The 24,924-nt window shown below is 53.0% G+C and carries 18 protein-coding genes, 2 pseudogenes and 1 CRISPR repeat array; of the genes and pseudogenes, 8 read left to right on the forward strand and 12 right to left on the reverse strand.

Annotated elements, in window-relative coordinates:
- Positions 1-6: 6 nt before the first annotated feature.
- The 4 genes from cas3f to uvrA form a co-directional block, all read right to left on the reverse strand.
- Positions 7-3,297, reverse strand: coding sequence for a type I-F CRISPR-associated helicase Cas3f (gene cas3f, locus A7983_RS03395; RefSeq protein ID WP_005974990.1), 3,291 nt, complete (start codon positions 3,295-3,297; stop codon positions 7-9).
- The gene (gene cas1f, locus A7983_RS03400; protein WP_005974993.1) at positions 3,294-4,274 is read right to left on the reverse strand and encodes a type I-F CRISPR-associated endonuclease Cas1f; all 981 of its coding nucleotides are present in this window, start codon (positions 4,272-4,274) and stop codon (positions 3,294-3,296) included. Before cas1f ends, cas3f begins: the two co-directional genes overlap by 4 nt.
- 296 nt (positions 4,275-4,570) lie before the next feature.
- A CRISPR array of direct repeats spans positions 4,571-5,680; the repeat unit is 28 nt; unit sequence GTTCACTGCCGTACAGGCAGCTTAGAAA.
- Between the two features lie 37 nt (positions 5,681-5,717).
- Positions 5,718-6,137 (reverse strand): secondary thiamine-phosphate synthase enzyme YjbQ, encoded by a 420-nt coding sequence (locus A7983_RS03405; RefSeq protein WP_005974995.1) that lies wholly within the window; start codon positions 6,135-6,137, stop codon positions 5,718-5,720.
- A gap of 13 nt (positions 6,138-6,150) precedes the next feature.
- Positions 6,151-8,988 carry an excinuclease ABC subunit UvrA gene (gene uvrA, locus A7983_RS03410; RefSeq protein WP_005974997.1) on the reverse strand — a complete coding sequence of 946 codons (2,838 nt, stop codon included), beginning with the start codon at positions 8,986-8,988 and terminating at the stop codon, positions 6,151-6,153.
- Between the two features lie 250 nt (positions 8,989-9,238).
- Between uvrA and ssb1 the strand changes: the two genes are divergently transcribed.
- The 4 genes and pseudogenes from ssb1 to A7983_RS03425 all read left to right on the forward strand — a co-directional run bounded on the left by ssb1 (position 9,239) and on the right by A7983_RS03425 (position 12,767).
- Positions 9,239-9,784, forward strand: a complete 546-nt coding sequence (gene ssb1 / locus A7983_RS03415) for a single-stranded DNA-binding protein SSB1 (protein ID WP_005975000.1) — start codon at positions 9,239-9,241, stop codon at positions 9,782-9,784.
- A 249-nt stretch (positions 9,785-10,033) separates the two neighbouring features.
- The gene (locus A7983_RS03420; protein WP_005975002.1) at positions 10,034-11,875 is read left to right on the forward strand and encodes an amidohydrolase; all 1,842 of its coding nucleotides are present in this window, start codon (positions 10,034-10,036) and stop codon (positions 11,873-11,875) included.
- Between the two features lie 102 nt (positions 11,876-11,977).
- Positions 11,978-12,109: pseudogene (locus tag A7983_RS24295) on the forward strand (GNAT family N-acetyltransferase); the annotation flags it as partial.
- A gap of 67 nt (positions 12,110-12,176) precedes the next feature.
- The gene (locus A7983_RS03425) at positions 12,177-12,767 is read left to right on the forward strand and encodes a hypothetical protein (protein ID WP_039478403.1); all 591 of its coding nucleotides are present in this window, start codon (positions 12,177-12,179) and stop codon (positions 12,765-12,767) included.
- Between the two features lie 127 nt (positions 12,768-12,894).
- Here A7983_RS03425 and A7983_RS03430 read toward each other — a convergent pair whose 3' ends face one another.
- Both A7983_RS03430 and A7983_RS03435 read right to left on the reverse strand, forming a co-directional pair.
- On the reverse strand, positions 12,895-13,326 hold the full coding sequence (locus A7983_RS03430; RefSeq protein WP_005975006.1) for a carboxymuconolactone decarboxylase family protein: 432 nt from the start codon (positions 13,324-13,326) through the stop codon (positions 12,895-12,897).
- Positions 13,327-13,465: 139 nt separating this feature from the next.
- On the reverse strand, positions 13,466-13,897 hold the full coding sequence (locus tag A7983_RS03435; protein ID WP_005975009.1) for a GNAT family N-acetyltransferase: 432 nt from the start codon (positions 13,895-13,897) through the stop codon (positions 13,466-13,468).
- 91 nt (positions 13,898-13,988) lie between these two features.
- Here A7983_RS03435 and pdxR point away from each other — a divergent pair, with 91 nt between their 5' ends.
- The 4 genes from pdxR to A7983_RS03455 all read left to right on the forward strand — a co-directional run bounded on the left by pdxR (position 13,989) and on the right by A7983_RS03455 (position 18,248).
- A complete protein-coding gene (gene pdxR / locus A7983_RS03440) occupies positions 13,989-15,407 on the forward strand; it encodes a MocR-like pyridoxine biosynthesis transcription factor PdxR (RefSeq protein ID WP_005975011.1) in 1,419 nt (472 codons plus the stop codon).
- A 360-nt stretch (positions 15,408-15,767) separates the two neighbouring features.
- On the forward strand, positions 15,768-16,478 hold the full coding sequence (locus A7983_RS03445) for a metal ABC transporter ATP-binding protein (protein ID WP_005975014.1): 711 nt from the start codon (positions 15,768-15,770) through the stop codon (positions 16,476-16,478).
- Positions 16,475-17,329, forward strand: coding sequence for a metal ABC transporter permease (locus A7983_RS03450; RefSeq protein ID WP_005975017.1), 855 nt, complete (start codon positions 16,475-16,477; stop codon positions 17,327-17,329). Before A7983_RS03445 ends, A7983_RS03450 begins: the two co-directional genes overlap by 4 nt.
- Before the next feature lie 40 nt (positions 17,330-17,369).
- On the forward strand, positions 17,370-18,248 hold the full coding sequence (locus A7983_RS03455; protein WP_005975020.1) for a metal ABC transporter substrate-binding protein: 879 nt from the start codon (positions 17,370-17,372) through the stop codon (positions 18,246-18,248).
- A gap of 116 nt (positions 18,249-18,364) precedes the next feature.
- On the opposite strand, the gene A7983_RS03460 is transcribed toward A7983_RS03455, so the two are convergent.
- The 6 genes and pseudogenes from A7983_RS03460 to A7983_RS03485 form a co-directional block, all read right to left on the reverse strand.
- Positions 18,365-19,864, reverse strand: coding sequence for a helix-hairpin-helix domain-containing protein (locus A7983_RS03460; RefSeq protein ID WP_005975022.1), 1,500 nt, complete (start codon positions 19,862-19,864; stop codon positions 18,365-18,367).
- A 30-nt stretch (positions 19,865-19,894) separates the two neighbouring features.
- Positions 19,895-21,643, reverse strand: a complete 1,749-nt coding sequence (locus tag A7983_RS03465) for a PP2C family serine/threonine-protein phosphatase (protein WP_005975025.1) — start codon at positions 21,641-21,643, stop codon at positions 19,895-19,897.
- Positions 21,643-22,683 carry a TerY-C metal binding domain-containing protein gene (locus A7983_RS03470; RefSeq protein WP_005975029.1) on the reverse strand — a complete coding sequence of 347 codons (1,041 nt, stop codon included), beginning with the start codon at positions 22,681-22,683 and terminating at the stop codon, positions 21,643-21,645. Before A7983_RS03470 ends, A7983_RS03465 begins: the two co-directional genes overlap by 1 nt.
- A 135-nt stretch (positions 22,684-22,818) precedes the next feature.
- Complete coding sequence (locus tag A7983_RS03475; protein ID WP_005975031.1) at positions 22,819-23,457, reverse strand: vWA domain-containing protein; 639 nt, start codon at positions 23,455-23,457, stop codon at positions 22,819-22,821.
- Positions 23,458-24,101, reverse strand: a pseudogene (locus tag A7983_RS03480) (TerD family protein).
- Positions 24,102-24,128: 27 nt separating this feature from the next.
- A complete protein-coding gene (locus A7983_RS03485) occupies positions 24,129-24,767 on the reverse strand; it encodes a vWA domain-containing protein (RefSeq protein WP_005975037.1) in 639 nt (212 codons plus the stop codon).
- Between the last annotated feature and the right edge of the window lie 157 nt (positions 24,768-24,924).

Here is a 24,924-nt window from a genome sequence, read left to right on the forward strand (position 1 = left end):
TTCTTATCATTGTCCAAACACCCCTAACAGCGGGTGCCAGTACCAGTCTTTTTCTTCCCGCAGGCGAATTTCGCCGAAGCGGGCGCTCACCCAGCTCAGTTCCCACTGCTTTTCTTCTGCCAGCCGTTGGTATAAGGCGTGATAATCCGGCTCGATCCAGGCACTGACGCCTTCTGCCATGTTCAGCGTAACGGGGCGAGCAATATCGTTTTGCTTCCAGCCGCTGGGGCCATCGTCCTGCACCATGAAAACGGGCTCTTCATCGTCATCGGCGATCCACAGGATGTACGCTTCATCTTTCGCCGATTGACGAAAGGGTGTTCGCCGCTGTAGTTCGCCATTCCAGTGAGGATGTGCCCGCCACCAGAACGCAGCGGGAGGGCGTTTTAGGTCATCGAGTTTTTGATTTTTGAGGCCAAGCAGCGTTTTCCCCAATACGGCATGCTCTAGCGCTACCAGTGAAAGCGGTTTGGTAAATGATGCTGGCTGCACGATACGCGGTGCAGCGCTGAGGTGGCGGTACTCTTTTTCCTGTAATAGCTGATGGAGATCGTGCGTATCCAGACTGTCATCCTGCGACTCAAAGCCCGGTTTACAGTACGCGATGTCTTTTCCTCTAAGCGCTCGAATATTGTGGCTAAACAGATAGATATTGGGCGTTTTAGGCACATGCTGTTTATCCTGCCGATGACGCAATATGCGTCCGGCAAGCTGGATCAGCGAACGCATCGAGCTAGGCTCGACAATCGCCCAATCATAGTCATGATCGCGCCCCACTTCAGCGACTGAGGTTGCCAGAACAACAAAGACATGATGCTGTTGCGGCGCGTGTTCTATTGCCTGACGAATTTCTTCCACCTGCCACAGGGCACTGATGTCGTTGCGCATCAATGCGGCGTCAAGTCGCTGTTCAATGTGGGAGCGCATCGCCAATGGATGTTGGCTGTGATAAATGCAGTAATGAACACAGATGTCCGGCGGCGAGGGCATCGCAAGTAGCTGGCGGGCAACGGCAACCAGCGGATCGATATTTGCCATTCTGACCAATCCCAGCGAGACGGTTTTCCCGTTTTCATGCTGTTGGTGATGCTGAGAATGTAAATCGAACATCCGTGGATGGATCGCCTGTGCGACAGCCAGATGAACCTCGTCCGCCTTTTTGCTGGGGCTGCTGACCGGTACGATAGTGGCGAAGCGTAGCGGGAGTTCATCCTTCGTCAGATTTTTCAGCCGCTGATGAACAAACGCATCGTGCTTGATCATGAAGTCTTTCACGTCGCCATATTGTGCATACTGACAGTCAAATTCATCAAACCAGCCGCAGCACACGTTCAGTGGCGTATTGGGCGTACCGTAAGCCTGTTGCCAGGCGGCGCGGCCATCAAGATAGGCATCGAACAGCGCACGAATTAACGCAGGCGGCAGCGTGGCTGACGACAGCAGCACGCGTGAGCCCAACATTCCCGCCCAGTTAACCAGTCGACAAAGGGCAGGAAGATCCTCCAGACCAAAATCATCTGGTTCATCAAGTACCAGATCGGAAGTTAATAGTCGTAGCATTGGGGCTATCTGATGGCCGCCGCGTAGCCCTTCCGTTGCGGGCATCAGGTGATCGATGGTGGTGATCAGCACTGGCGCACTCAGTAATTGATGCAGAGTGGGGCTGCGTTCCAGCCAGGCTTTTAGTCGACCATCATCCAGCGAACCATCGTAACGAACATATTGATGTTCAGAGAACAGCGGATCGGCGGATTCACTACCGGTCTGTGGCGTATTCTGCTGGCGTTGTTGATTCTCCTTCCGCATTTCATGGAGATCTTGCACCGCCTGCGAACCAATCAGCACCGCTAAATCGTCTTCTTCTAGCTTCAAACGCTGCCGTAGCGCATCGCCGGTTTGCAGCGTCAGCGTGCGTAACCCTAACGCGACGGAGAAGCGGCAGCCGATGGCTTCACCCGACAAGCCATACATAATTCGTGCGTTAGCGAACGTTTTTCCCCTGCCTGTCGATGCCATGTTGACGCCGAAGAAGCCGTGCTGCTTGCTGGTTTCACGGATGGAACAGACTAGGTCGAACGCGCGATCTTGCCAGCGAAAGCGCGGGTGCGTGCTACGTTGCCGGAACCCTTTATGACGGGTAATTGCGGGGAGGGTGTCACGCAGGTGCGGCAGGCTGCGCCCCAATAGCAAAGCATTCTGCCCAACGCCGACGCAGTGTTCGTCCAGCCTCTGTTTGTATTCCCCTGTCTTGCGATCGGTGTTAGCCCACACCGGATAAGCGATGTCCTGCCAGCCAAGCGTCGCCGCTCCTGCCGAGTAGTGGTGATCTGCCAGCATTAGCGCAAGACGTGCCAGATGCACGGTCAACCGCTGGTCTAACTGGCTGAAATACATAAATGAGGGCAGCTTCAGTGCGCGCCCCGCAAATTTCCGCGCCTTCTCTCGCCAAACCGCGCTGCGCAGCGGTGTTCCGTTAGGAAACTGCCAGTTTTGCTCCCGCTCGGACGATGCCCAATCGGTCTTGCAATGATTGAGTGCATTCCATTGCGGAGAAAGATGGTCGATTAACCATGTTTCTGCATAGTCGAGCTGTGGGGGACTGCTGTTTGGTGCAAGCTCTGTCGATTTGTTAAACACCGGCAGGCGATGGTGAGACACAATGAGCCAGGCGACGGTTTGTGCCAATGGCGGCAAGGTGCGAAATGGGCTATCGCTGAACGTCGGCTTATCCTGTTGCAGCGTTGCCAGCAGTGCGACCTCTGCTTCTGGGGTAATGGTGCTGAGTGTGGTTAGCCAGGTTTTGTCGTCCTGCTCACCGACAAAGGCCTGAAATAGTCGCAGCGATACCCATTCATGTCGATACGGTTGGCTGTGCGGGCCTGTGCCGCTAAGCCCAGCCTGAAATAGCGCATTGGCTTTGCCAATATCGTGAAATAACCCAGCAATGGCGGCCAGCAGGCTGAATACCTCTGCGCTGTGCCACGGATTTTCATCTTTCGTGCGCAGAACATCCCGTCTGGTGGTATTGGTGGGGACACTTCCCTGCGCATTAAAACGTCGCAGATTGCCAACGACCCACAGCAGTTCGGTGTGGTTTGTACTACGAACCCAGTGGCAGGCAACAGCCGTATTGCGACGTGCCGTTTTACGCAGCAGTTTGCGTAGTGTGTTCAGCCCTTCCAGCGTGATGGCAGTTTGCCAACTGCGTTCGCCCTTGCGCTCGGCAAACTGATCCAGTATTCGGCGCGTTTCGACCAGCGCACGCTTATTGCATTCTGAAATCAGTAGAATATTCATCGCGCTACCTGACTCAACTTACTGGCGACATCCTGCAAACTGCCGATCATCACATCCAGCGCTTCGGATTGTTGAAACGCGGCCAGACAGCGTTGACGAAATTCTTGCTCATCCTCGCCCTCCATCGCAGCAATAAAAGCCTGCGGTAGCACGAGCGCATCTTTAATTAAATCGGCGACGTCAAATACCAACCCGCCACGGCGAGTCTTACCGTGCAACACAGCTAACCCGTGCGGCAGACCCAAGACCCACGTTGAGACGGCGGCCAACCCATAAGCCAGGTAGTTGCCGTGATCGAGAAAGCGGTTAGCGAGATCGGTGCCGCCGCCGCGTTTGGCGCGGGTAAAGTCACCATAGCTCACGGCATTAGCGGCCAGTTTGTACAAGGCTTTGGTCATCATCGCTTCCTGTACCAACACGTCAGTGCTGGTGCGACAGTCGGCTAGCCCTTTTTCATAACGATCCAAAAGCGCCTGAAGGTGATCGGCCTTAAAGGTAAAGCGGGATTCGCGGGACAGACGAGAGCCTAGCCAGTGCTGACGAATTTGTGTTATTCGCACTTGCTGAAAGGCGATGGCGGCGGCCAGCCTTTTCTCATCATCGAACCAAAAGCTCACCCAGTCCTGCAAATACTCGGTTGGTCGATATTCGCTCTGTGGCGATAGCCAGGATACCGCGACTTCCGCCTCATTAGCCGCAAACAGCGGTGTACCACCACCGCCGCAAAAACCGACCATCACACCGGCTCTGGCAAACTCTCGCATGGCGGCCTGCGTGACGGAGGTGCCGATTCCCAACATCACAACGCTGGTATTGGCGATGGGAATATTCCAGTACAGCGACTGACTTCCCTCTTCCGTGACATATTCGACACGGCCACCGTTGACGAGAATGCGGCAATGTTGGAGGTAATAAACATTGGCGCGTTTGGAATGCAGAATGGTTTTTAAATCCGAAGGGCTAAAGACGTTATCCATAATGTATTTTCTGCCGCTATAGATAATAGGCGCTGATGTCAGCGAAATTAATCGCTGGCTAACTATTTAATAAATAAAAATATAATTTTCAGAAAACTAACGAAAATCAGCCTATCACAGATATCTTAGGAAAATGATGGCTGCAAAAAATATTACCCAGATGCAGACCCTTTTTATTTGGTCTATTTCACAGGATTAAAAATCAATGAGTTACAGTTAGGCTGAAAAAAAGGGTTTTTGCGGCGAAAACGGTGATTGCTGCTAATAAAACAAATCGTTAGAGTGATCGGGCTACAGTTCACTGCCGTACAGGCAGCTTAGAAAAGACTGATTTTTTCCGGCAGTTGAGTGTTACCGTTCACTGCCGTACAGGCAGCTTAGAAAAATAGCACCCCGCCACCAACTTAATTTATTGATGTTCACTGCCGTACAGGCAGCTTAGAAAAGACTGATTTTTTCCGGCAGTTGAGTGTTACCGTTCACTGCCGTACAGGCAGCTTAGAAAAATAGCACCCCGCCACCAACTTAATTTATTGATGTTCACTGCCGTACAGGCAGCTTAGAAAAACAACAACGAGCGAACCGCGTAAAACCTGTTGTTCACTGCCGTACAGGCAGCTTAGAAACCAATCGCGCCAATACCAACGGCAATTAGAACGTTCACTGCCGTACAGGCAGCTTAGAAATGCAAATTTTCAAGCGCAAGCATTAGCGAACCGTTCACTGCCGTACAGGCAGCTTAGAAAGCATAGATATTGTCGATTTGGTTATTGCCGGGGTTCACTGCCGTACAGGCAGCTTAGAAAGCTACCGTCTGACAGTAAAGACACCGGGCAGAGTTCACTGCCGTACAGGCAGCTTAGAAAGCATCCTGACGCTATTTCATTTGCTCGCAATGGTTCACTGCCGTACAGGCAGCTTAGAAACACCACCGGCAGGAGATCAACAGCTAGTCCATGTTCACTGCCGTACAGGCAGCTTAGAAAGGGACAAGCAGTCCGTTCTCTGTAATCGTCACGTTCACTGCCGTACAGGCAGCTTAGAAAATGAACGCAATTTCATCGGCCTCTGTTCCGACGTTCACTGCCGTACAGGCAGCTTAGAAATGCTGCTTACCGTGCTGTGCTGACGACGCAAAGTTCACTGCCGTACAGGCAGCTTAGAAAAGTTCTGACATTCAGTGAATGACATAACGCGCGTTCACTGCCGTACAGGCAGCTTAGAAAAGTAGGGTGTTCGCGCTCTTCCTGCGTGACTCGTTCACTGCCGTACAGGCAGCTTAGAAAAGTAGGGTGTTCGCGCTCTTCCTGCGTGACTCGTTCACTGCCGTACAGGCAGCTTAGAAAAAGTTTTAGTTGATTGCAATAGATCCGCATCAGTTCACTGCCGTACAGGCAGTTTAGTGCTTATCGAAATAAATCACTGGCGCAGCATATTGTGGCGTTATTCCCCATTCAGCGTGACAATCAGCGAGCGGCTACCGCCGTGGTTGCGGTGTTCACACAGGTAAATGCCCTGCCAGGTGCCGATGTTTAGGCATCCGTTGGTGATGGGGATCGTGAGGCTGTTTCCCAGCAGGCTGCCTTTCAGGTGCGCAGGCATGTCGTCACTGCCTTCATACGTATGGCGGTAATATGGTTCATCCTCCGGCACTAAACGATTAAAGAAGCTCTCGAAATCCTGCCGCACCGTGGGGTCGGCATTCTCGTTAATCGTTAGCGCCGCTGAGGTATGTTTGATGAACACATGCATCAGCCCGACTTTTATCTGGCGCAGCGCAGTAACCTGCACCAGTATTTCGTCAGTTACCAGATGGAAGCCTCTGGCTTTCGGCTTCAGGCGGATTTCATATTGCATCCACATCGTCGTATTCCCGCTATCGGGCTTCTCGTGCCAAAATTGGCCGCAGGAAGCGTGCCGTGTGAGACTGCTCGCACTCCGCTACCGTTTCCGGCGTGCCAGAAACCAGAATTTCTCCGCCGCCGCTACCGCCTTCCGGCCCTAAATCGACAATCCAGTCCGCCGTTTTAATCACATCCAGATTATGCTCAATTACCACGATAGTATTGCCCTGATCGCGCAGTTGATGCAGAACGGTGAGAAGCTGCTCAATATCAGCAAAATGCAGGCCAGTAGTGGGTTCGTCGAGAATATACAGCGTCTGCCCGGTTCCACGTTTTGACAGTTCACGTGCCAATTTCACACGCTGTGCTTCCCCGCCGGACAGCGTAGTTGCCGACTGCCCAAGGCGAATGTAGGACAAGCCAACATCGATCAGCGTTTGCAGCTTCCGCGCCAGCGCTGGAATGGCATCAAAAAACTCACGCGCTTCTTCGATGGTCATATCCAGCACTTCATGAATGCCTTTACCTTTGTATTTGATTTCCAGCGTTTCACGGTTATAACGTTTACCTTTGCACTGGTCACACGGCACATAGACATCCGGTAGGAAGTGCATTTCGACCTTGATGACACCGTCGCCTTGGCAGGCTTCGCAGCGTCCGCCGCGCACGTTAAAGCTAAAACGACCGGGGTTATAGCCACGGGTACGGGCTTCCGGCACGCCAGCAAACAGCTCGCGAATCGGCGTGAAAATGCCGGTGTAAGTTGCTGGATTGGAACGCGGTGTGCGACCGATCGGGCTTTGATCGATATCAATCACCTTATCGAAATGTTCCAGCCCCTGAATCTCACGGTGAGCGGCAGGTTCTGCCAGCGTCGCGCCGTTCAACTGGCGCTGCGCCAGTGGGAATAAGGTATCATTGATGAGGGTAGATTTGCCCGATCCAGATACACCAGTGATGCAGGTGAACAGGCCAACTGGCAGCGTCAGCGTGACGTCTTTCAGGTTGTTGCCCTTCGCACCAATCAGCTTCAGCACTTTAGTCGGGTCCGCAAGTACGCGCTGTTTTGGAATTTCGATCTTGCGCTTACCGCTGAGGAATTGCCCCGTCAGCGAACCCGGCACCGCCATAATCTCGTCCATCGTGCCCTCGGCGACAATTTGTCCACCGTGCACGCCCGCACCGGGGCCGATATCAATCACATGGTCAGCAGCACGAATCGCGTCTTCATCGTGTTCCACCACAATGACGGTATTGCCCAAGTTGCGCAGATGAACCAGCGTTTCCAGCAGGCGCTCGTTGTCTCGCTGGTGCAGGCCGATAGACGGCTCATCCAGCACGTACATCACGCCAACCAGCCCGGCACCGATCTGGCTCGCCAGACGAATACGCTGCGCCTCGCCGCCGGACAGCGTTTCCGCCGAGCGGGAGAGCGACAAATAGTTCAGCCCCACATTCACCAGAAACTTCAGCCGATCGCCAATCTCTTTCAGTACTTTCTCGGCGATTTGGGCACGTTGCCCGCTAAGCTTCATATTCTGAAAAAACGTCATCGCATGGCCAATGCTCATATCAGAAATCTGCGGCAACGTGGTTTGCTCAACAAACACGTTACGCGCTTCTTCCCGCAGACGCGTCCCGCCGCAACTGGCGCAGGAGCGATTGCTGATGAATTTTGCCAGCTCTTCGCGCACCGCCGTGGATTCCGTTTCTTTATAGCGGCGCTCCATGTTATGCAGCACGCCTTCGAACGGATGACGGCGTACTGAGGTGTCGCCACGATCGTTGATATATTTGAATTCGATGTTCTCTTTACCGGAACCGTACAGAATCACTTTCTGCACCTCGGCACTCTGGTCTCCAAACGGGGCATCGACGTCAAATTTGTAGTGCTCCGCCAGCGAGCGCAGCATCTGGAAATAGTAGAAATTGCGACGATCCCAGCCGCGGATCGCCCCACCCGCCAGCGACAGCTCCGCATTTTGCACTACGCGAACCGGATCGAAGAACTGCTGTACGCCCAGACCATCACAGCTTGGGCACGCGCCCGCCGGGTTGTTGAACGAAAACATACGCGGTTCCAGCTCGTGCATGCTGTAGCCACACACTGGACAAGCAAAATTCGCCGAAAATAACAGTTCAGGCTGCGTTGGGTCGTCCATATCGGCGACGACCACGCTACCACCGGACAAATCCAGTGCGGTTTCAAATGATTCTGCCAGTCGCTGCGCCAGATCCTCACGCACTTTAAAGCGATCGACGACAACTTCGATGGTGTGCTTTTTCTGTAATTCCAGCTTCGGCGGATCGGACAGATCGCACACTTCGCCGTCGATACGGGCCCGGATATAGCCCTGTGACGCCAGATTTTCCAACGTCTTGCTGTGTTCGCCTTTGCGGTCTTTCACAATCGGCGCTAGCAACATCAGGCGCTTGCCTTCTGGCTGCGCCAGCACGTTGTCCACCATCTGGCTGACCGTCTGCGCATCCAGCGGCACATCATGCTCTGGGCAGCGCGGCTCACCCACGCGCGCAAACAGCAAACGCAGGTAATCATGAATTTCGGTAATCGTCCCGACCGTAGAACGCGGGTTATGTGAAGTGGATTTCTGTTCGATAGAGATGGCGGGCGACAGCCCTTCTATATGATCGACATCTGGTTTTTCCATCAGCGACAGAAATTGACGGGCGTAAGCGGAGAGAGATTCCACATAGCGCCGCTGCCCTTCGGCATACAGCGTGTCAAACGCCAGCGATGACTTACCCGAACCAGACAGACCAGTGATGACGATCAGCTTGTCACGGGGGATTATCAGATTGATATTCTTTAGATTATGGGTACGAGCACCACGAACTTCGATCTTATCCATTCACACACTTCCCGGAATAAAAACGGTTTGTCATCGTCTCCCGAACGGAGAGAACCGGTACGAAACGAGCAATTATGGCACAAAAAAAACTGAATGAATATCCAGTGTTAAACCCGTTTACTTTGCAAACGCTGCAAATCTGACTTTCATTTCTGAAGCCATTTCGCAGGTATGACAGAGAGTTTTCCACATGGTAAGATTGATCGTTTAGACTTAAAATAAATCTATCGATTCATCAGGAGATACGAGCATGGCCAGCAGAGGCGTTAATAAAGTGATTCTTGTCGGGAACCTGGGTCAAGACCCGGAAGTCCGCTATATGCCGAATGGTGGTGCAGTTGCCAACATCACGCTGGCTACGTCGGAAAGCTGGCGTGACAAGCAAACCGGTGAACAGAAAGAGAAGACCGAATGGCACCGTGTGGTTCTGTTCGGCAAACTGGCTGAAGTGGCGGGTGAATACCTGCGTAAAGGCTCTCAAGTCTACATCGAAGGCGCACTGCAAACCCGTAAATGGGCCGATCAAGCTGGCGTAGAGCGTTACACCACCGAAGTGGTCGTTAACGTCGGCGGTACCATGCAAATGCTGGGTGGACGTCAGGGCGGCGGCGCACCCGCAGGCGGTGGTAATGCAGGTGGCGGCCAGCAACAAGGTGGCTGGGGTCAACCTCAGCAACCGCAGGGTGGCAACCAGTTCAGCGGTGGCGCACAAGCTCAGCAGCGCCCAGCGCAAAATAGCGCCCCTGCGCAAAGCAACGAACCCCCAATGGATTTCGACGACGATATTCCGTTCTAACAGCGGCTCGCCTATCAACGCCGTTTATCAAAACATCCTATTAAACCCCGATTTATCGGGGTTTTTTCATTTTGTGGTGTATAGAAAAACCAAACAGAAACAATCAACCAAGGAAATCATCACATCATGTGCGTTTCGTGCTCAGTAGTATAAGCAGAGCACAATCGGTGCAGTTATTTCTCCATCGCTACTGAAAAATAGCAAAGCCTTATCAATGGGGTGTAAACGCTATATATGGAGATATAACGTATGGAAAAAAATAGTGCACACCGCACCGCTAACAAGAATCAATCCCAAAGTACTGTCAACCACACATCCTCGACACAGGCTAACCACGCGGCAACAGGACGCTATTCTTTCAGGCTCGCTGCGCTTGCTGTCACCGTCTCAGGTTTGCTTTTTTCCTCACCCGCGCTAATGGCAGCAGAAACAGCAGCGACTGCCGATTTAGTTTTACGTAATGGCAGTATTTATACCGTTAATCAAGGTCAGCCGTGGGCGGAAGCCGTCGCAGTACGCGATGGCCGCTATGTTTTCATCGGTTCAAATGCACAGGCAGCAGAGTTTATCGGCCCGAAAACGCAGGTGGTTGACCTCAATGGCAGTATGGCAATGCCGGGTATTAATGATGTCCATGCTCATCCATTAGACGGTGGCTATGAAGATATTTATTCCTGTAACTTCGCACAAACAAGCTCACTGGACGACATTCTGAGTCAGGTTAGTGAATGTGCGAAAAAAGCTGGTCCCGGAGAATGGGTGATCGGCTCGGCCTGGGGCAGCCCGAGTATGGCGGAACTTTCTACCGCTGAAGCGCTGGCTAAATTGGATAAAGTCAGTAACGGACGTCCGGTCATTCTGCGTGACGATTCTTACCATAACCGCTGGATTAACAGCGAAGCAATGCGTCTGGCCGCTATCACCGCACAGTCCGTTAGCCCAGCCGGTGGCGTCATTGTTAAAGATGCAAAAACAGGTGAACCCACGAGCCTGTTGCAAGAATTCCCCGCGTTCCAGCATGTACAAAGTCTGGTCCCCGTGCGCACGGAAGAGCAACGTCTGACATCAGGGCGCGGAGCCGCAAAAACGATGGTGTCGTTGGGTATTACCGGCGTGCAGGAAGCGGTCAGTTCAGAAGTGAATCTGCGCATCTGGAGCAAGATTGACCGGGCAGAAGGTCTGCCTCTGCGTATTATCGGCTCGATCGTCTCCACTCCTCTGTTGGATGAAGGCGCTGCGGGTCTGGAGTTGGTCGCCCGACGCGATGTCTATCGCACCACGAACTTCTTCCCCGATCGTTTTAAATTTGTTTTGGATGGTGTTCCACCAGCTCATACCGCAAAGCTGATTGATCCCTATCTGCCAACCAAAGCCCATGGCGATCACTATCACGGTGATACCCACTACACCACCGAGCAAGTCGTCGAGATTCTGTCCAAGCTGGATAAGCAAGGTATATCAACCAAGCTTCATGCTGCGGGAGATGGTTCACTGCGTCTGGCGCTCGATGCCGTTGAGCAGGTACGTAAAATCAATGGACCAAATGGTCCGATGCATCAAATCGCGCATACGCATTTGATCTCACCGCAAGATATGCCACGCTTCGCACAGTTGCGGGTTGCCGCCGATCTCTCGCCGATGCTGTGGTTCCCGTCCGATATGACTAACGCCAGCGTCGTGACCATTGGCGAAGAACGTATGAAGGATTTTGTCCCTACGGTTAAATTGTTACGTTCTGGCGCGGTGGTCGCTGGCGGCTCTGACTGGCCAGCCGGTGGCCCAACGCCATCTCCCTGGATCGGTATTGAAGGTCTGGTAACACGCCAGAATCCGCTGGGTGATGCACCCGGCACACTGGCTCCTGAAGAGGCCGTCGATCTGTCTGAAGCGATTCGTATCTATACCATCAACAGCGCGAAAGCGATGGGTATAGAGAAAGAGACGGGATCGGTCGAGCTGGGTAAATCCGCCGATCTGATCGTATTGGATCGCCACTTGTTCAACGTACCGATCAAACAGGTTCATCGTGCCAACGTAGTCAAAACATATTTCAAAGGCCAGCTCGTCCATTCAGCGCCAGATAAATCCTAACGTATAGCGCAATCAGTAATACCGAGTAAATATCAGGGTGCGTTCGATGCGAACGCACCTGCAAACACCGCTCTCCCCCTATTCCCGTGTACTGTGTTGTGCCGAGAGAAGGCGCAAGAAAAGCACTGCGGTCGTCTGTATTGGCATACTCAGGAGACCAATAAAACAGCGCAGCGTCTTTATGGTTGGGTTGCAGAAAAACCGGGCGTTACCGAATATAGAATGCCGCTTTAATTATCAAACATTCGGCAGTAAAGTGACGACGTGCAGCACACACGCCGTATATAAATGGATTTACAAAATGAACTACCAATCAACACCCCTTTTTATCTACACCGTCAGGATCTTTTTTACGATTTGCCTCTGTGGCGCACTGGCCGTTGCCGGTATCAGCGCCCCAGTCTTCTACCTTCTGGCAATGAAGCTGGCTTACCCCGTCATCCTCTCCCTGCGATTACACAGCCTGAGTGAAAAAGGCATCGCTTTCTTGCCTAAGGAAAAGAGCGAATGGATGGTCTATGTACACGGTATCCCGGTGCGTGAAACCAGAACATCATTCACCAATCCGTATTTTTTTAGCGCCGAAAGCATGCGGACGTTTTCCCTACGAGCCTACACAGGAAAGCTGTTGATTCAGATCTGCGCCGTCATCTTGTTGGTGCAACAGACTATGGCAGTCAACTGGCCATGGCTTTATCTTGGCGTGGTTATTGTCGCGCTCTGGTTTGCCTATGCGCTTGCTATGACCGTGATTGAGCTTGTTTCAATTATGAGAGATCGCTGGTTTATCGAGAAACTCGTCTCCCCTAGCCAAAGCGAGTGGTACGGCGGATATATCAATTTCCGCGACTACCGTGTTGCGGTTTTTGAACGACTGCTGTCGCTGAAATAGCATCCCGTCTATTTCAGTCGCCGTACTGATTCTCAGATTCTCACCAGCCCCGCCAGTTCGGTACGTTGTGCAATGCAGAGTCCCTGTGCTGGCATCATTTGCTGAGCCAGCAAGCAGTTGCCATACCTTATTGACGCATGCCGATCGCCAAGCGATTAAAGGCACTCATCAGCGCGACAGCAAAGCTCAGATCGGCGATCTCGGCATCGCTGAAATACACCTTCAACGGCTCGAAATCTTCATCAGGCGCGTGGCTGCGAGCCACGTCCACAAGCGATTCAGTCCAGGCCAGCGCCGCGCGCTCACGTTCATTGAACTGCGCGCTCACACGCCAACCAGCCAGACTGTCCAGCTTAGCATCCGGCACGCCGTCGGCACGCAGAGCCGACGCATGCATTTCAAGGCAGAAGGCGCAGCCGTTAATTTGCGAAACACGCAAATAGACCAATTCGATCAGTTGTTTTCCAAGGCTGCTCTTGTCCAGGGCTTTCTTGGTAATGCCAAACCCTTGATAGGCTTCTGCCGAGAGGGTTTGGTAAGGCAAGCGAAGTGTACTCATAGAAAATCTCCAATCAGAAATGAAAGAACGAGAAAAGAAGCGAATGCATAAAGCGGCTAAGCCGATGTTTCAACCGCCGGGGTAATCCGATCTTGCCACCCAAAGTGACTGCGACGTCGTTGCTTCATGGCTACCACACCTACAGCACCTGGCTGAAATGCAGCCCCCTGGAGAGCAATCCCTGACGAAAATAGAAGCGTTGTGCCAGCGAATTGCCCAGGGCCGTATCGAGCACCAGATGAGCACAGTCTTGCCGCTGCGCTTCCTCGCGCATTGCCTCGATCAGCAGGCCACCGAGCCCCTGATGGCGGACATCTACGGTAGCCACAAGGTCATCAACATAGAGGAATCGGCCATACAATAGGTTTTCCTGGATGCGGTAACCCACCAACCCCATGACGCGATCGCCCTGCCATGCCGCCAGCAGATGATAGCCTTGCCCAGCTTGACGACGAGCCTGCGCGGTGAATGCGGCAGCATCAGGAAGATGAGGTCGCAGCTCCCGCATAACATTGAAGCAAGCCAGGTAATCCCGATCGCTGTCGATGAGGCTCAATCGAAAGGTGCTCATGTCAATCTCCTTGTAATGAAGCCAGTATGTTAGGAAAATAATGCCCCATAAAGAAGGTGCAAGAATTGAATAAATGAATAGGACATAACATATGGACATGCAGCAACTGAAGCCAAGCAGGGAACACGATGCACCGCTCTATTTACAGTTGTATCGACGCTATCGAGACGCCATTACCGCCGGAAAACTTCATCCAGGCGATCGCGTACCGTCCGTGCGCAGCCTTGCCAGTGAACTGAATCTGGCACGAGGCACGGTCGAAATGGCTTATCAGATGCTGGTCAGTGAAGGCTATTTCCTGACACGCGGCCCAGCGGGTACGGTCGTCTCACCCCAGTTAGAAAAGCTGGTAGAGTCGGGATACATCACGCCATCCCGTTCTCAAATCCCCTCGCGCCCACAAATCGAGACCGCTCAAGTACAACCTTTCCAGCTCGGCTTACCTGCACTGGATGCCTTTCCCCGCAAGACCTGGGCGCGCCTTGCCGGGCACAATTTACGCACTCTGGATACGGCAGCCATGACCTATCCCGATCCGGCGGGCTATGAACCACTTCGGCGAGCCATCGTGACCTATCTGGGGATCTCGCGCGGCATCACCTGCACACACGAGCAGGTGTTCATCACCGCAGGCTACCGGGGAGCGTTGGAGTTGGTGTGCCGTACATTGTTACAACCCGGTGATAGTGGATGGTTCGAAGATCCCGGCTATCTCTTCGCTCGCCAGTTTTTGGCGCGAGCAGGTATGAATCTGGAACCTATTCCGGTGGATGAGGAAGGCCTGAATGTGGACATGGGTCAGCAGCGAGCCGCAGAGGCACGCTTTGCCGTGGTGACCCCCACGCACCAAAGCCCCATGGGAGTGGCGTTGTCCTTGCCCCGACGACTGCAACTGCTGGAATGGGCCAGCCACCGCCGATCATGGATCATCGAGGACGACTACGACAGCGAGTTCCGTTACCACGGCCGGCCATTGCCGGCGCTGAAAAGCCTGGATCGCGACGGACGTGTGCTCTATACCGGCACCTTCAGTAAGGTACTGTTTCCCGGCCTACGCTTAGCCTATCTGGTGGTCCCTGAACCGCAGATCGAACGCTTCAGGGATACGGCGAATCACTTTTGCTGCGCTGGCTCGATCCTACCCCAAGCCACAGTGGCGGATTTCATGGAACAAGGTCACTTTGCCCGCCATTTGCGCAAAATGCGTTCACTGTATGCCATGCGTCGCAGCTATCTGGTCGATGAGCTTTTACAGACATTAGGTTCACACCTAACCGTCCAGCCGCAGGCGGGCGGCATTCATGTGTTAGCTACGCTGGCAACCCGTAGCGACGACCAGTCTCTGGCAGCGGCGGCTCAATCTCACGGTCTTGCTATTCAGGCGCTGAATGACTGGCGAACGTATAGGGCATCACGCGGTGGGATCCTTATGGGATTCACTAATGTGGCCGACATTGCGATGGCGAAGGCATTGGTGCATCGACTGGCTGTCGCTATCGGATTATCGTGAAAAGATTATTCCACCGCCAGACCGTACTGCTGCCTGTGAACTCGCTCTGCATTCATCTCAACGCCTCCCCGATAGGCGATACACTCGACGGCACATGATTAATTGTTTGTCATGATTATGCGTTATACCGCTAGTCTTTTGGGTTCAACCAGCAAACGCTACCCAAGATCGGCTTACATACTTTTTTACCTATTGCCTCTATCATCATCGCCAAAAAGTGATACGTTATAATATAACAATTAATCTTTTACCGATGATAATGACAAGTTTTTACTCCCTCTCCGCGCTGAAGCGCGTGTTACTGATTTCTCTGCTGTTGGCACTGTTGTGGCTGATGGTTTGGTGGGCGGTGATGTTGCCATGATTGCCCTACAGGAACTGGCTTTTGGCTACCGTGGTCAACCGCCACTCGCGACGCTCAGCGGCTGTTTTCATCAGGGATCGCTGACGGCGATTATTGGCGCGAATGGCACGGGGAAATCCACCCTGTTGAAAACGCTGGCAGGCTTGCTGCCGCCGCTTTACGGCACGTTCAGCCTCGGTGCTGGCGGTAAAGAGAATGATATTGGCTATTTACCGCAGCTCTCCGAATTCGATCGGCAGTTTCCTATCAACGTGCGCGATCTGGTGCTGATGGGTTCACTGCCCCATCGCGGATTGTTACGGAGTATTAACGCCAACTGGCACCGTAAAGCCATTGATGCACTCGACGCCGTCTCCATGGCAGATTTCGCCGATCGGCATATTGGCGTCCTGTCCGGTGGACAGCTACAGCGCGTGCTCTTTGCGCGGCTATTGCTGACACAAGCTCCGATCATTCTGCTGGATGAGCCTTTTACCGGCGTCGATAGCCACACCACGCAGGCACTCTTGCAGATTATCGAACAACTTCACGCCGAAGGCAGAACCATCCTTACCGTGTTGCACGATCTGGAGCTAATTGGGCAGCACTTTCCAACGGTCTTGCAACTCACCCAGAGCGGCCATCGCTGGGGAGATGCCCAACCCATATTACATAGCCTGCGCAAGGCAGAAAGTGATACGCCAACGCTCAGGATCGTCACGTCATGATGCTATTTCACCTGATTACTTCTCCTTTTGCCGAATTCGGTTTTATGCGCCGTGCGCTAGTCGGCTGTTTGGTACTCACGTTAAGCGCCGCGCCGCTAGGCTGTTTCCTGCTGTTGCGGCGTATGAGCCTGATTGGCGATGCGCTGTCGCATGCGGTGTTACCCGGCGTCGCCATCGGCTACCTCATCTCGGGGATGTCACTGCTGGCGATGGGCATCGGTGGCTTCATCGCCGGACTATCGGTCGCCATGCTTTCTGGCTTCGTCACCCGCCACACAGAATTAAAAGAGGATGCCAGCTTTGCCGGATTTTACCTCGGTTCGCTGGCGCTCGGCGTCACGCTAGTTTCGCTGCGCGGCTCCAGCATCGATCTGCTGCATGTGCTGTTCGGATCGATTCTGGCAGTGGATCGCGCCGCGCTGATCGACATTGCGCTAATCGGTTCAGCCTCCCTGCTGGTACTGGCGGTGATCTATCGGGCGCTGGTGATTGAATCATTTGATGTGACCTTCCTGCGCATCAGTTCAGGGCGCTATCGGGCATTGATCCACGGTCTGTTTTTGTCGCTGGTGGTGCTAAATCTGGTCGCAGGATTCCAACTGCTAGGCACGCTGATGACGGTCGGCATGATGATGCTGCCCGCCGCCAGCGCACGGTTCTGGACACAGCACCTGCCCGTCATGCTCGGTATTGCGGTGCTGCAAGGAATGGTCGCCAGCCTGATCGGGCTGCTGTGGTCTTACTATGCCGAGTTGCCTGCTGGCCCCGCCATCATCCTGACGATGACGCTGTTTTTCTGTTTCTCCGTCTGCGTTGGTCACCACGGCGGGCTGTTACGCCTACGTCGTTGATCGATAAATTTCGTTATCTGCAACTTTCTGTGAGGGAAAAATGAAACGTTCACTACTCGCTATCGCGTTATCCGGCCTGCTGCTTAGCCCACTGGCGATGGCAAAGAATCTTGATGTTGTTGCCAGCTTTTCCGTACTTGGTGATATGGTCAGCCACATCGGCGGCGATCGTGTTACCGTGACCGATCTGGTGAAGCCGAATGGCGATCCGCATGAGTTTGAACCGTCGCCAAAAGACAGCAAAACGCTGGCTCATGCCGATCTGGTGTTCGTTAATGGGCTAGGTCTGGAAGGCTGGCTCGATCGTCTGGTCACCGCCTCCGGCTACCGTGGTGACGTCATTACGGCATCCAACGGGATTGAAACACGCTCGATGGTGGAAGACGGCAAAACCGAAACCGATCCGCATGCCTGGAACAGCATGAGCAACGGTGTGGTCTACGCGCACAACATCGTCAACGCGCTGGCAAAAGCGGATCCGGCGAATGCCGATTACTATCGCCAGCAGGGTGAAGCCTACATCACGCAGCTACAGGAGTTGGATCGTTACGCAAAGAAAACCTTTGCCGACATTCCACCGGAAAAACGTAAGGTACTAACCAGCCATGATGCGTTCGGCTACTTCAGTCAGGCCTACGGCGTGAAGTTCCTATCGCCAGTGGGCTACTCTACCGAATCTGAAGCCAGCAGCAAAAAAGTGGCCTCGCTGATTAAGCAAATCAAGCAAGAGAAGGTGAAAAGCTACTTCATTGAGAACCAGACCGATGGGCGTCTGGTGAAGCAAATCGCCAATGCCAGCGGCGCACAGCCCGGTGGTGAGCTGTATCCGGAAGCGCTGACTGATGCATCTGGCCCCGCGGCAACCTATACGACCGCGTTTAAGCACAACGTCGATACCCTCGCAGCCAGCATGAAGTAAGCTCTGCGTCGGCTAACGCCGGGCGTCCAAGAGAAATAGACAAGGGCAGCGATGCCGGGAAACTTCCCGCCAGATGCTGCCCTTGATGGTATGCGCTCTGTTGGTACAGCCGGACGTTAATTGGATACCAGTTGTACCACCACGAGCCTTCCCCCCTCTTGGGTGGAAAGGACAAACTGTGCGCCATCCGTCAACGCCAGTTTATCCCCGATGGCAACCTTCTGTTTATCGGGTAACGACATCAACTCCTCAATACCCTCATTCACCAGCCACCATTGGTCATTATGAAAGACAAAATAACCGACACGTTTCTTCTGTTCTGGCGTCGTGCGCTCGTTCGGGGCAATCAGGCGATTAACATGCCAGGCATACAGCGACTGGCCGTTCCAGACCATCAGGCGATGGTCGTCTGGACGATAGCTTCCTGTTTTACGCGAAGAATACAGGTTGAGTATCGGCAGCTTGCCTTTATACGGCGTACCGCAATAAGGGCATGAGGGCTGAGTCTTACCCGAGAAGACATACCATTCCTGATCGCACGCGGAGTTCTGGCATGGCTGGATAAGATCGACCGTCTTCACCAGCGCAGTTTCCCATTCATCCGCCGTCGGACGTTGGGTTGGCTCATGTAAACCGGTAATAAATGCTTTCTCAAACAGAGGCGTAAGGTAAGGCCCCAGAATGGTATAGGGGATCTTATTCGTATCCGCCCATGGTAAAGATGATGGGCTGACCTGGTTAAGCTTAACCGCATTGCTACGGTCTGTCGGATGTTCGATAAACAGCGCCCTTTCCCCCATGGACAGCGCTTCGTCCCGCATCTCATCATCCATATCATGAATTTTACCGCCCCGTAGCGGATGCCGGTAAAACAGATACATGTAGTTCAATACGGCTAACGCATGACGATCGGTGCTGATGCTAGGCAAAATCCGATTGGCATCTTCTTTCGCCAGATGGGTCGTTTTCACCACTTCGGGCGCAATAAAATCCGGCGTACCCACGACATCCGGTGGATATTTCCCCGGCACCACCAGACCATCGATATCGATTACACAGGCATGACCCGCTTCGGGATCAACCAGCACGTTCTTATAACTCAGATCGCTATGGCACAGACCGGCGGCGTGCATGCGGCGCACGGCTCGGGTCAATAGCAGGCAGACTTTTAGATAATTCAGTAGATTGCCGCGCTCACGCGGATCGAGAAATTTGTTTTGGTTATTCGCACTGGCAAACCATTTACCTTCTTTTTCTCGCCCCTTGATGCCAAGAAAATCATTATTCTTGGAACCATACTTAAAGAAAAAGTGGCTCTGATAGGTTGGCACCACAATACCGATTCGCCCCTCGTGCTCCACCACGCTGGTCGGCCAGCAGAACAGGTCTTGCCAATACTCCCCGCCCGCCTGTTCAAAAATACTTTGCCGATAGCGACCGGTGATCATCGCAATTCGCTCTTTCGCCTGCTCATTCTGTGGCTTTTTATAGAACGCCACTACGTAGGTCTTATCAGGAGAGAAATAGACATCTTTCATTGAACCCGAACCAATGACTTCGTCAACGTACTGGACGAGCTCGCCATCTCGGGTGGTACAACTAATAATATTAGCCATTTATTATCACCAGCAATCCATTTCTGAGACTCACCATGCCACGACAATCGTCCGGTCATCATGGTTTCCGGGCGAGAAGAAGTTTAGCCACTCGGTCAACTGCTCTGCCGCCTGTTCGCTGTCATTCAGACAAGAGGCAATGTCGGCAATCAGTGCATCCCATTTTGCCGCGTTTTGTAGCCCGTTATCCGTTTCAAAATATGGATCGGATACCCCATCAGTCATCAGGATCAGGTGCGAGATCTCGCTCCATTTACCAATAATAACGCGCTTACTAAATTGAGGATCCTGTACAGCATCCTGATCCAGAAAACGGGTTTGTCCGGCATATTCACCACTATCCGGCATGCCTAATAGGCGAACTTTCCCCGCTGGCCCATAAGCAGCGATAGCACCGTCTCCCAGCCAGAACGACGCGGCAAACAGCCCATCATCCGTGCGTAACGCAACCGTCGCTAACAGCGTGGTGGAGTAGGATTTGATACTTTCGTTTGTTTCCAGCGCTTCGCCGTGGATCTTATGCACCGCAAGCTGTGCAGCCTTATGAAATTGGCTGACAAAGAAGGTGCCGACCTCGCGCTGATCTTCCGGCGTCCAATCGGCGATCGCGCGCTTTAGCCCTGACGCCGATTCTCCCGCCAGTTGTCGCGCCAAATAGTCGCCAACCACCGCCGTGACCAGCCGCGATCCCTGCCGAGAGTTTTTCGCACTCCCTGCACCGTCAGCGACCAACAGTACGCTCCAACCGCTGTCGTTGTCGTGCGCGATAAAATAGTCGTCATCACGAAACGTCCCAATATGTTCGTGCGAACGTCCTCGGCGGCTGGCGGCAATGATGTTAACACCCGGCTGCCGGATCGCCTGTTGCGCCATATTCGCTTTAAAATAACGATCGTCTGCGGGGGGATCGATGATTTTCCATAGGCTGCGCGGATCGGGATTCACGATCAAGAGTACCTTTGTGACGCCCACCGTCGCGGTTCCGCATGACCAGTGGACAGCGATTTCCCAATCACCACTTCGTGTCGGCACACCCACCAACGCAGCAGTCTCTCGGTCGAAATGCAGCCCTATCGCTTCGCTAAACACCACCTCCTGCACATCAGGCTTCATCCCGTTATCAAGGCTAATCTCAATGGGGGAGTTAAAGGGGGTACTGACGCGGGCATTCGCGATATTAACTTTTGCCTGTGGCAGACTCGCTGCCGCTGGAGGTGCTTTATTACTCAGGCTCGGCGTGGGAACTTGCCCCGGTTTTAGCGCATTTACCGTGGCTGGGCGACCTTGTGCAGCATTCAACTCTGCAAACGACATCGCTTCCCATTGTGCTTTTTCCACTTTCTCCTGTTCCACAGGCACTGGCGGTGGCTCTACTGCCTCTGGCGCAGCTATCTCAGGGGAAATAGCGTCATCCTGCCCCGATACCGTGGCCGTATCCTGTGATATCTCCACGGCATCCGGCGGTGTAACGACAACGTCTGCCGATACCTCCAAGGCTTCAACAGCGTCAGGCGTCACGCTCTGGATGGAATTATTTCCTGTAGAATCATTGTGTTCTGTAAAATCGCTACTTTCTGTCGAGTCATCGCTTTCTATGATAGAAAGAGGCGGCACAATACCTTCCGCCTTGAGCATTACCTGTTCACGCAGTTTGTCCAACAGTACGCGCAGGTCAGCGTCGTCGTCCCACGCGTTAAGTTCAGCGTCGGGAAGTGTTTTTCCTGCCTGTTGCAAAATCAGCGCGAAGATCTGGAGATCCAGACGGGTATCAATATCCATTAGCCTCTCCCGCGATTGACATCGAAGTCGTCCACGCCGCCGTTTTCACTGAAGCTAATGTTATGATTACACCAAGGGCATATCACGGTTTCTGGCCCGTTGATGCACAGCAGTTTTCCGCAGGAACACATCGCAAAAGCACTGGCATTGCCGCAGTGGGGGCAACCTGGCGCACCGTGTAATTCGCTCGTGTTGACTTGCAGCGCAGAAGCTCTGGCATCGCTCCAGGCAAAATAATCCTCATCTATCGGGAAACAGCCCGCCAGATTAAACCCATTGATATTGAGCTTAAAATTGAGAGAAGACAGGTTAACGTTGGGGCGCTCATACTTCATCAGGTAGGGGCGGCGCGATTTGTTGCAGCGACCAACCAGAATGACACAGTTCTCATCATACGCCCGCGCGACCTCATCCTTGGCCAGCCGAACAATCGACTCATTATTCGACAACAACGGTGGTGCATCTTCCCCGACGCTACGGCTATGGGCGGTGACAGAGGCGGTGATCCATTTGATAAAGCGGGTGAAATCGCCCTCTTGCGCCTCAGTAAACAGCAATACGTTTTCGGTGAGTTGGCGCAGTGTATTCAGATCGGCAGAGGCTCCCAGGCCAATCGCGATCAGGTTGACCTTATTGGCGTAGTGCTGTTTCCAACGCGTGATCTCCGGTGCGGTATCATCCGTCGGGCGGCCGTCTGTCAGCAAATAGACCACCGGTTTCCAGTCACCTTTGCGCTCTTGCGTCGTCTTTCTTACCTGTTCATCGATCTGTTTGGTCAATTCCCGTAGCGCGGCCCCAAGGCTGGTGCCGCCGCCTAACGGCAGGCGCGGTGGGTAGAACGATACCACCTCCACCAAGGGAACGATGGTTTGCGCCACACCGGCGAAAGCGATGACGGAAATCCAGGCCGTTTCAAGGGCATGAGGATCTTTTTTCAAATCGCTAACGATAGCCTGTAGGCCATCGTTCATTTTCTTCAGATTATCCCCGATCATCGACTCCGAGCAGTCGAGAACAAAGAAAACGGGTAGTCGTCTCATAACAGACACCTTTATTAAGCCAATAGCATTGAGTAAGCGAATAGCCTTCGCAGCAAGCACTTCTATGATTTTGGATTTGATCGCTTACCGCAAAAATAAAAGGCAAGGTTCCCTGTCGGGAGCCCTGCCTTGACGTCACAGAACCAACTGTATTTCGGGAGGCGGTGGCGGTAGGTTATCCTGACCCGCCGTGACGCCGGAGCTGGTGCTACCGGATGCGACACTCGCAGAAACCCATTTGAAGAAACCGGCAAACGCCGTCGAATCCAGCGTTTCTAACGCCACCACTTGGTTGGTCAGTTTCTTAAGGTGTTCATGCTTGGCTTTCGGCCCAACCGCACAGGCAATGATCGAACCGAAGGCGCGTTTTTTGACTTCGGTCACCGCTTCATCATACGCGTAGGCGTCAGAGGGGCTACCGTCCGTCATGAGGAATACCAGAGGACGCCAGTCCCCTTTCTGATCGCCATCGGAACGTTTGATATCGCGATCGACTGACTGGATCAGACACTCAAGGGCCGCCCCCGTAAAGGTGCCACCTGCGCTGGGCACCACAATATCGGTAAACTGGAAATCTTCCAGCGGCGTCAACGGGATAAACTCTCGCGCGTCATTGTCGTAGGTGATGATCGAGATATGGACGCTTTCTAGCGCGTAAGGATCCTGACGCAGTGCGCTTAGCATGGCCTGAATCCCCACATTGACCGCATGAATGGACTCGCCGCGCATTGAGCCTGAAGTATCAATCAAGAGATAAACAGGTAGCCGTCTCATTTACAGGTAGCTCTTTAAATGCGTAATAAAGCTATCTGACTCGGAAGGTTCACCGATAGCGCTGAGTTTCCAACCCGTGCCTTCACGCACCAGCTCGGCAAATACCATCGAGCATTGTTGGTTAAATGCAGGCCCGCCGGACAGATCAAAACGCGCCATTTCGACATTATTGGCATCGACAGCGCGAATAAACGCGTTCTTCACTTTACCAAAATGCTGTTGCTGTTCCTGGCCGTTATAAATTTGGACGATAAAAACTATTTTTTCGTATTTAGCATCCAGCGTATTCAAGTTGGCGATAATTTGCTCATCGTCGCCATCCCCCGCGCCGGTGCGATTGTCACCAGTTAACCAGATTTGGCCTGAATGGTGCCGCTGGTTATTGAAAAAGATCACATCTCCGTTATCCAACGTGGGGCGACCATCTTCTATCTGTCCCAAATCAACCACTTTCCCCTCGGCATTGCACAGGAAAGCGATAACATCGAGATCATATTCATCTTCCGCTTTCTTACCAAATATTCCCCCAGGAAGCCTTTTTTCTCTTCGCTAATGTCCCAGCCCAGACCGATGGTGACAGAGGAGAGATCAAATTCATTCTTCTTGAGGCTAACACTTTGTCCTTTACGCAAACTGACTGACATACAGTCTCCTTGTTTTTGATAATAGAATTAGAGCACAACGTTCACTTCTGGCGGCGGAGGGGGGAGATCGTCAAGACCGATAACCTCTTTTTTACCCGATTCCACTTTTTGACTTCCCACTGAAATACTCGCCGATACCCACTTGAAAAACGCCTTGATGGCGTTCGAATCTGCCGTATCGAGCTGTAGAACTATTTCGGTAATTTCCTGTAAAACCTTTGTTTCTGCCACTTGCCCAGCGGCACAGGCGACAACGACACCAGTACGCGCCGACGTAAAGTCAGCGACACCTTTACGCCAGTCATCCGTTGGCGCGCCATCGGTCATAATGAAGACCAGCGGACGCCAGTCACCCTTCGTTTCCGCCGTGGTTTTCTGGACTTCACGTTCAATGGCCTGAGCGACCAGCGATAGCGCTTCACCCAGGGCCGTCGTGCCATTCGCGACCAGATCGGGGGATTTAAAATTAATCAGATCGGTTAGCGGCACAACCTGACGGGCAGAGGAATCAAAGGTAATAACGGAAACATAAGCGGTTTCCAGCGCGTAGGGATCCTGGCGCAGCGTCGTGATTAACGTCTGTACCCCATTCTTGACGGCTTCCATTGGCTCACCGTGCATTGAACCAGAGGTATCCAGCAATAAATAGACGGGTAGTCTTCGCATAGCATCAATCCCTTCATCTTATGCATAATATGATGGAGACATCATAATCTTTCTGGTTGTTATCTCAACAAAAAATGCGCGTTATCAACCCGCAAAATTGAAAGGATTGAATAGGATAGGGTTCAGGAGACTGGCGGAAAAGAGGGGGAAATGTTGG

It is taken from the genome of Pectobacterium wasabiae CFBP 3304, from assembly GCF_001742185.1.
GTDB classification, from domain to species: Bacteria; Pseudomonadota; Gammaproteobacteria; order Enterobacterales; family Enterobacteriaceae; genus Pectobacterium; species Pectobacterium wasabiae.

Bases quoted from the DNA above. Each gene is read 5' to 3' on its own strand.
- cas3f (WP_005974990.1), bottom strand. From the start codon at position 3,297: ATGAATATTCTACTGATTTCAGAATGCAATAAGCGTGCGCTGGTCGAA.
- cas1f (WP_005974993.1), bottom strand. From the start codon at position 4,274: ATGGATAACGTCTTTAGCCCTTCGGATTTAAAAACCATTCTGCATTCC.
- A7983_RS03405 (WP_005974995.1), bottom strand. From the start codon at position 6,137: ATGTGGATGCAATATGAAATCCGCCTGAAGCCGAAAGCCAGAGGCTTC.
- uvrA (WP_005974997.1), bottom strand. From the start codon at position 8,988: ATGGATAAGATCGAAGTTCGTGGTGCTCGTACCCATAATCTAAAGAAT.
- ssb1 (WP_005975000.1), top strand. From the start codon at position 9,239: ATGGCCAGCAGAGGCGTTAATAAAGTGATTCTTGTCGGGAACCTGGGT.
- A7983_RS03420 (WP_005975002.1), top strand. From the start codon at position 10,034: ATGGAAAAAAATAGTGCACACCGCACCGCTAACAAGAATCAATCCCAA.
- A7983_RS03425 (WP_039478403.1), top strand. From the start codon at position 12,177: ATGAACTACCAATCAACACCCCTTTTTATCTACACCGTCAGGATCTTT.
- A7983_RS03430 (WP_005975006.1), bottom strand. From the start codon at position 13,326: ATGAGTACACTTCGCTTGCCTTACCAAACCCTCTCGGCAGAAGCCTAT.
- A7983_RS03435 (WP_005975009.1), bottom strand. From the start codon at position 13,897: ATGAGCACCTTTCGATTGAGCCTCATCGACAGCGATCGGGATTACCTG.
- pdxR (WP_005975011.1), top strand. From the start codon at position 13,989: ATGGACATGCAGCAACTGAAGCCAAGCAGGGAACACGATGCACCGCTC.
- A7983_RS03445 (WP_005975014.1), top strand. From the start codon at position 15,768: ATGATTGCCCTACAGGAACTGGCTTTTGGCTACCGTGGTCAACCGCCA.
- A7983_RS03450 (WP_005975017.1), top strand. From the start codon at position 16,475: ATGATGCTATTTCACCTGATTACTTCTCCTTTTGCCGAATTCGGTTTT.
- A7983_RS03455 (WP_005975020.1), top strand. From the start codon at position 17,370: ATGAAACGTTCACTACTCGCTATCGCGTTATCCGGCCTGCTGCTTAGC.
- A7983_RS03460 (WP_005975022.1), bottom strand. From the start codon at position 19,864: ATGGCTAATATTATTAGTTGTACCACCCGAGATGGCGAGCTCGTCCAG.
- A7983_RS03465 (WP_005975025.1), bottom strand. From the start codon at position 21,643: ATGGATATTGATACCCGTCTGGATCTCCAGATCTTCGCGCTGATTTTG.
- A7983_RS03470 (WP_005975029.1), bottom strand. From the start codon at position 22,683: ATGAGACGACTACCCGTTTTCTTTGTTCTCGACTGCTCGGAGTCGATG.
- A7983_RS03475 (WP_005975031.1), bottom strand. From the start codon at position 23,457: ATGAGACGGCTACCTGTTTATCTCTTGATTGATACTTCAGGCTCAATG.
- A7983_RS03485 (WP_005975037.1), bottom strand. From the start codon at position 24,767: ATGCGAAGACTACCCGTCTATTTATTGCTGGATACCTCTGGTTCAATG.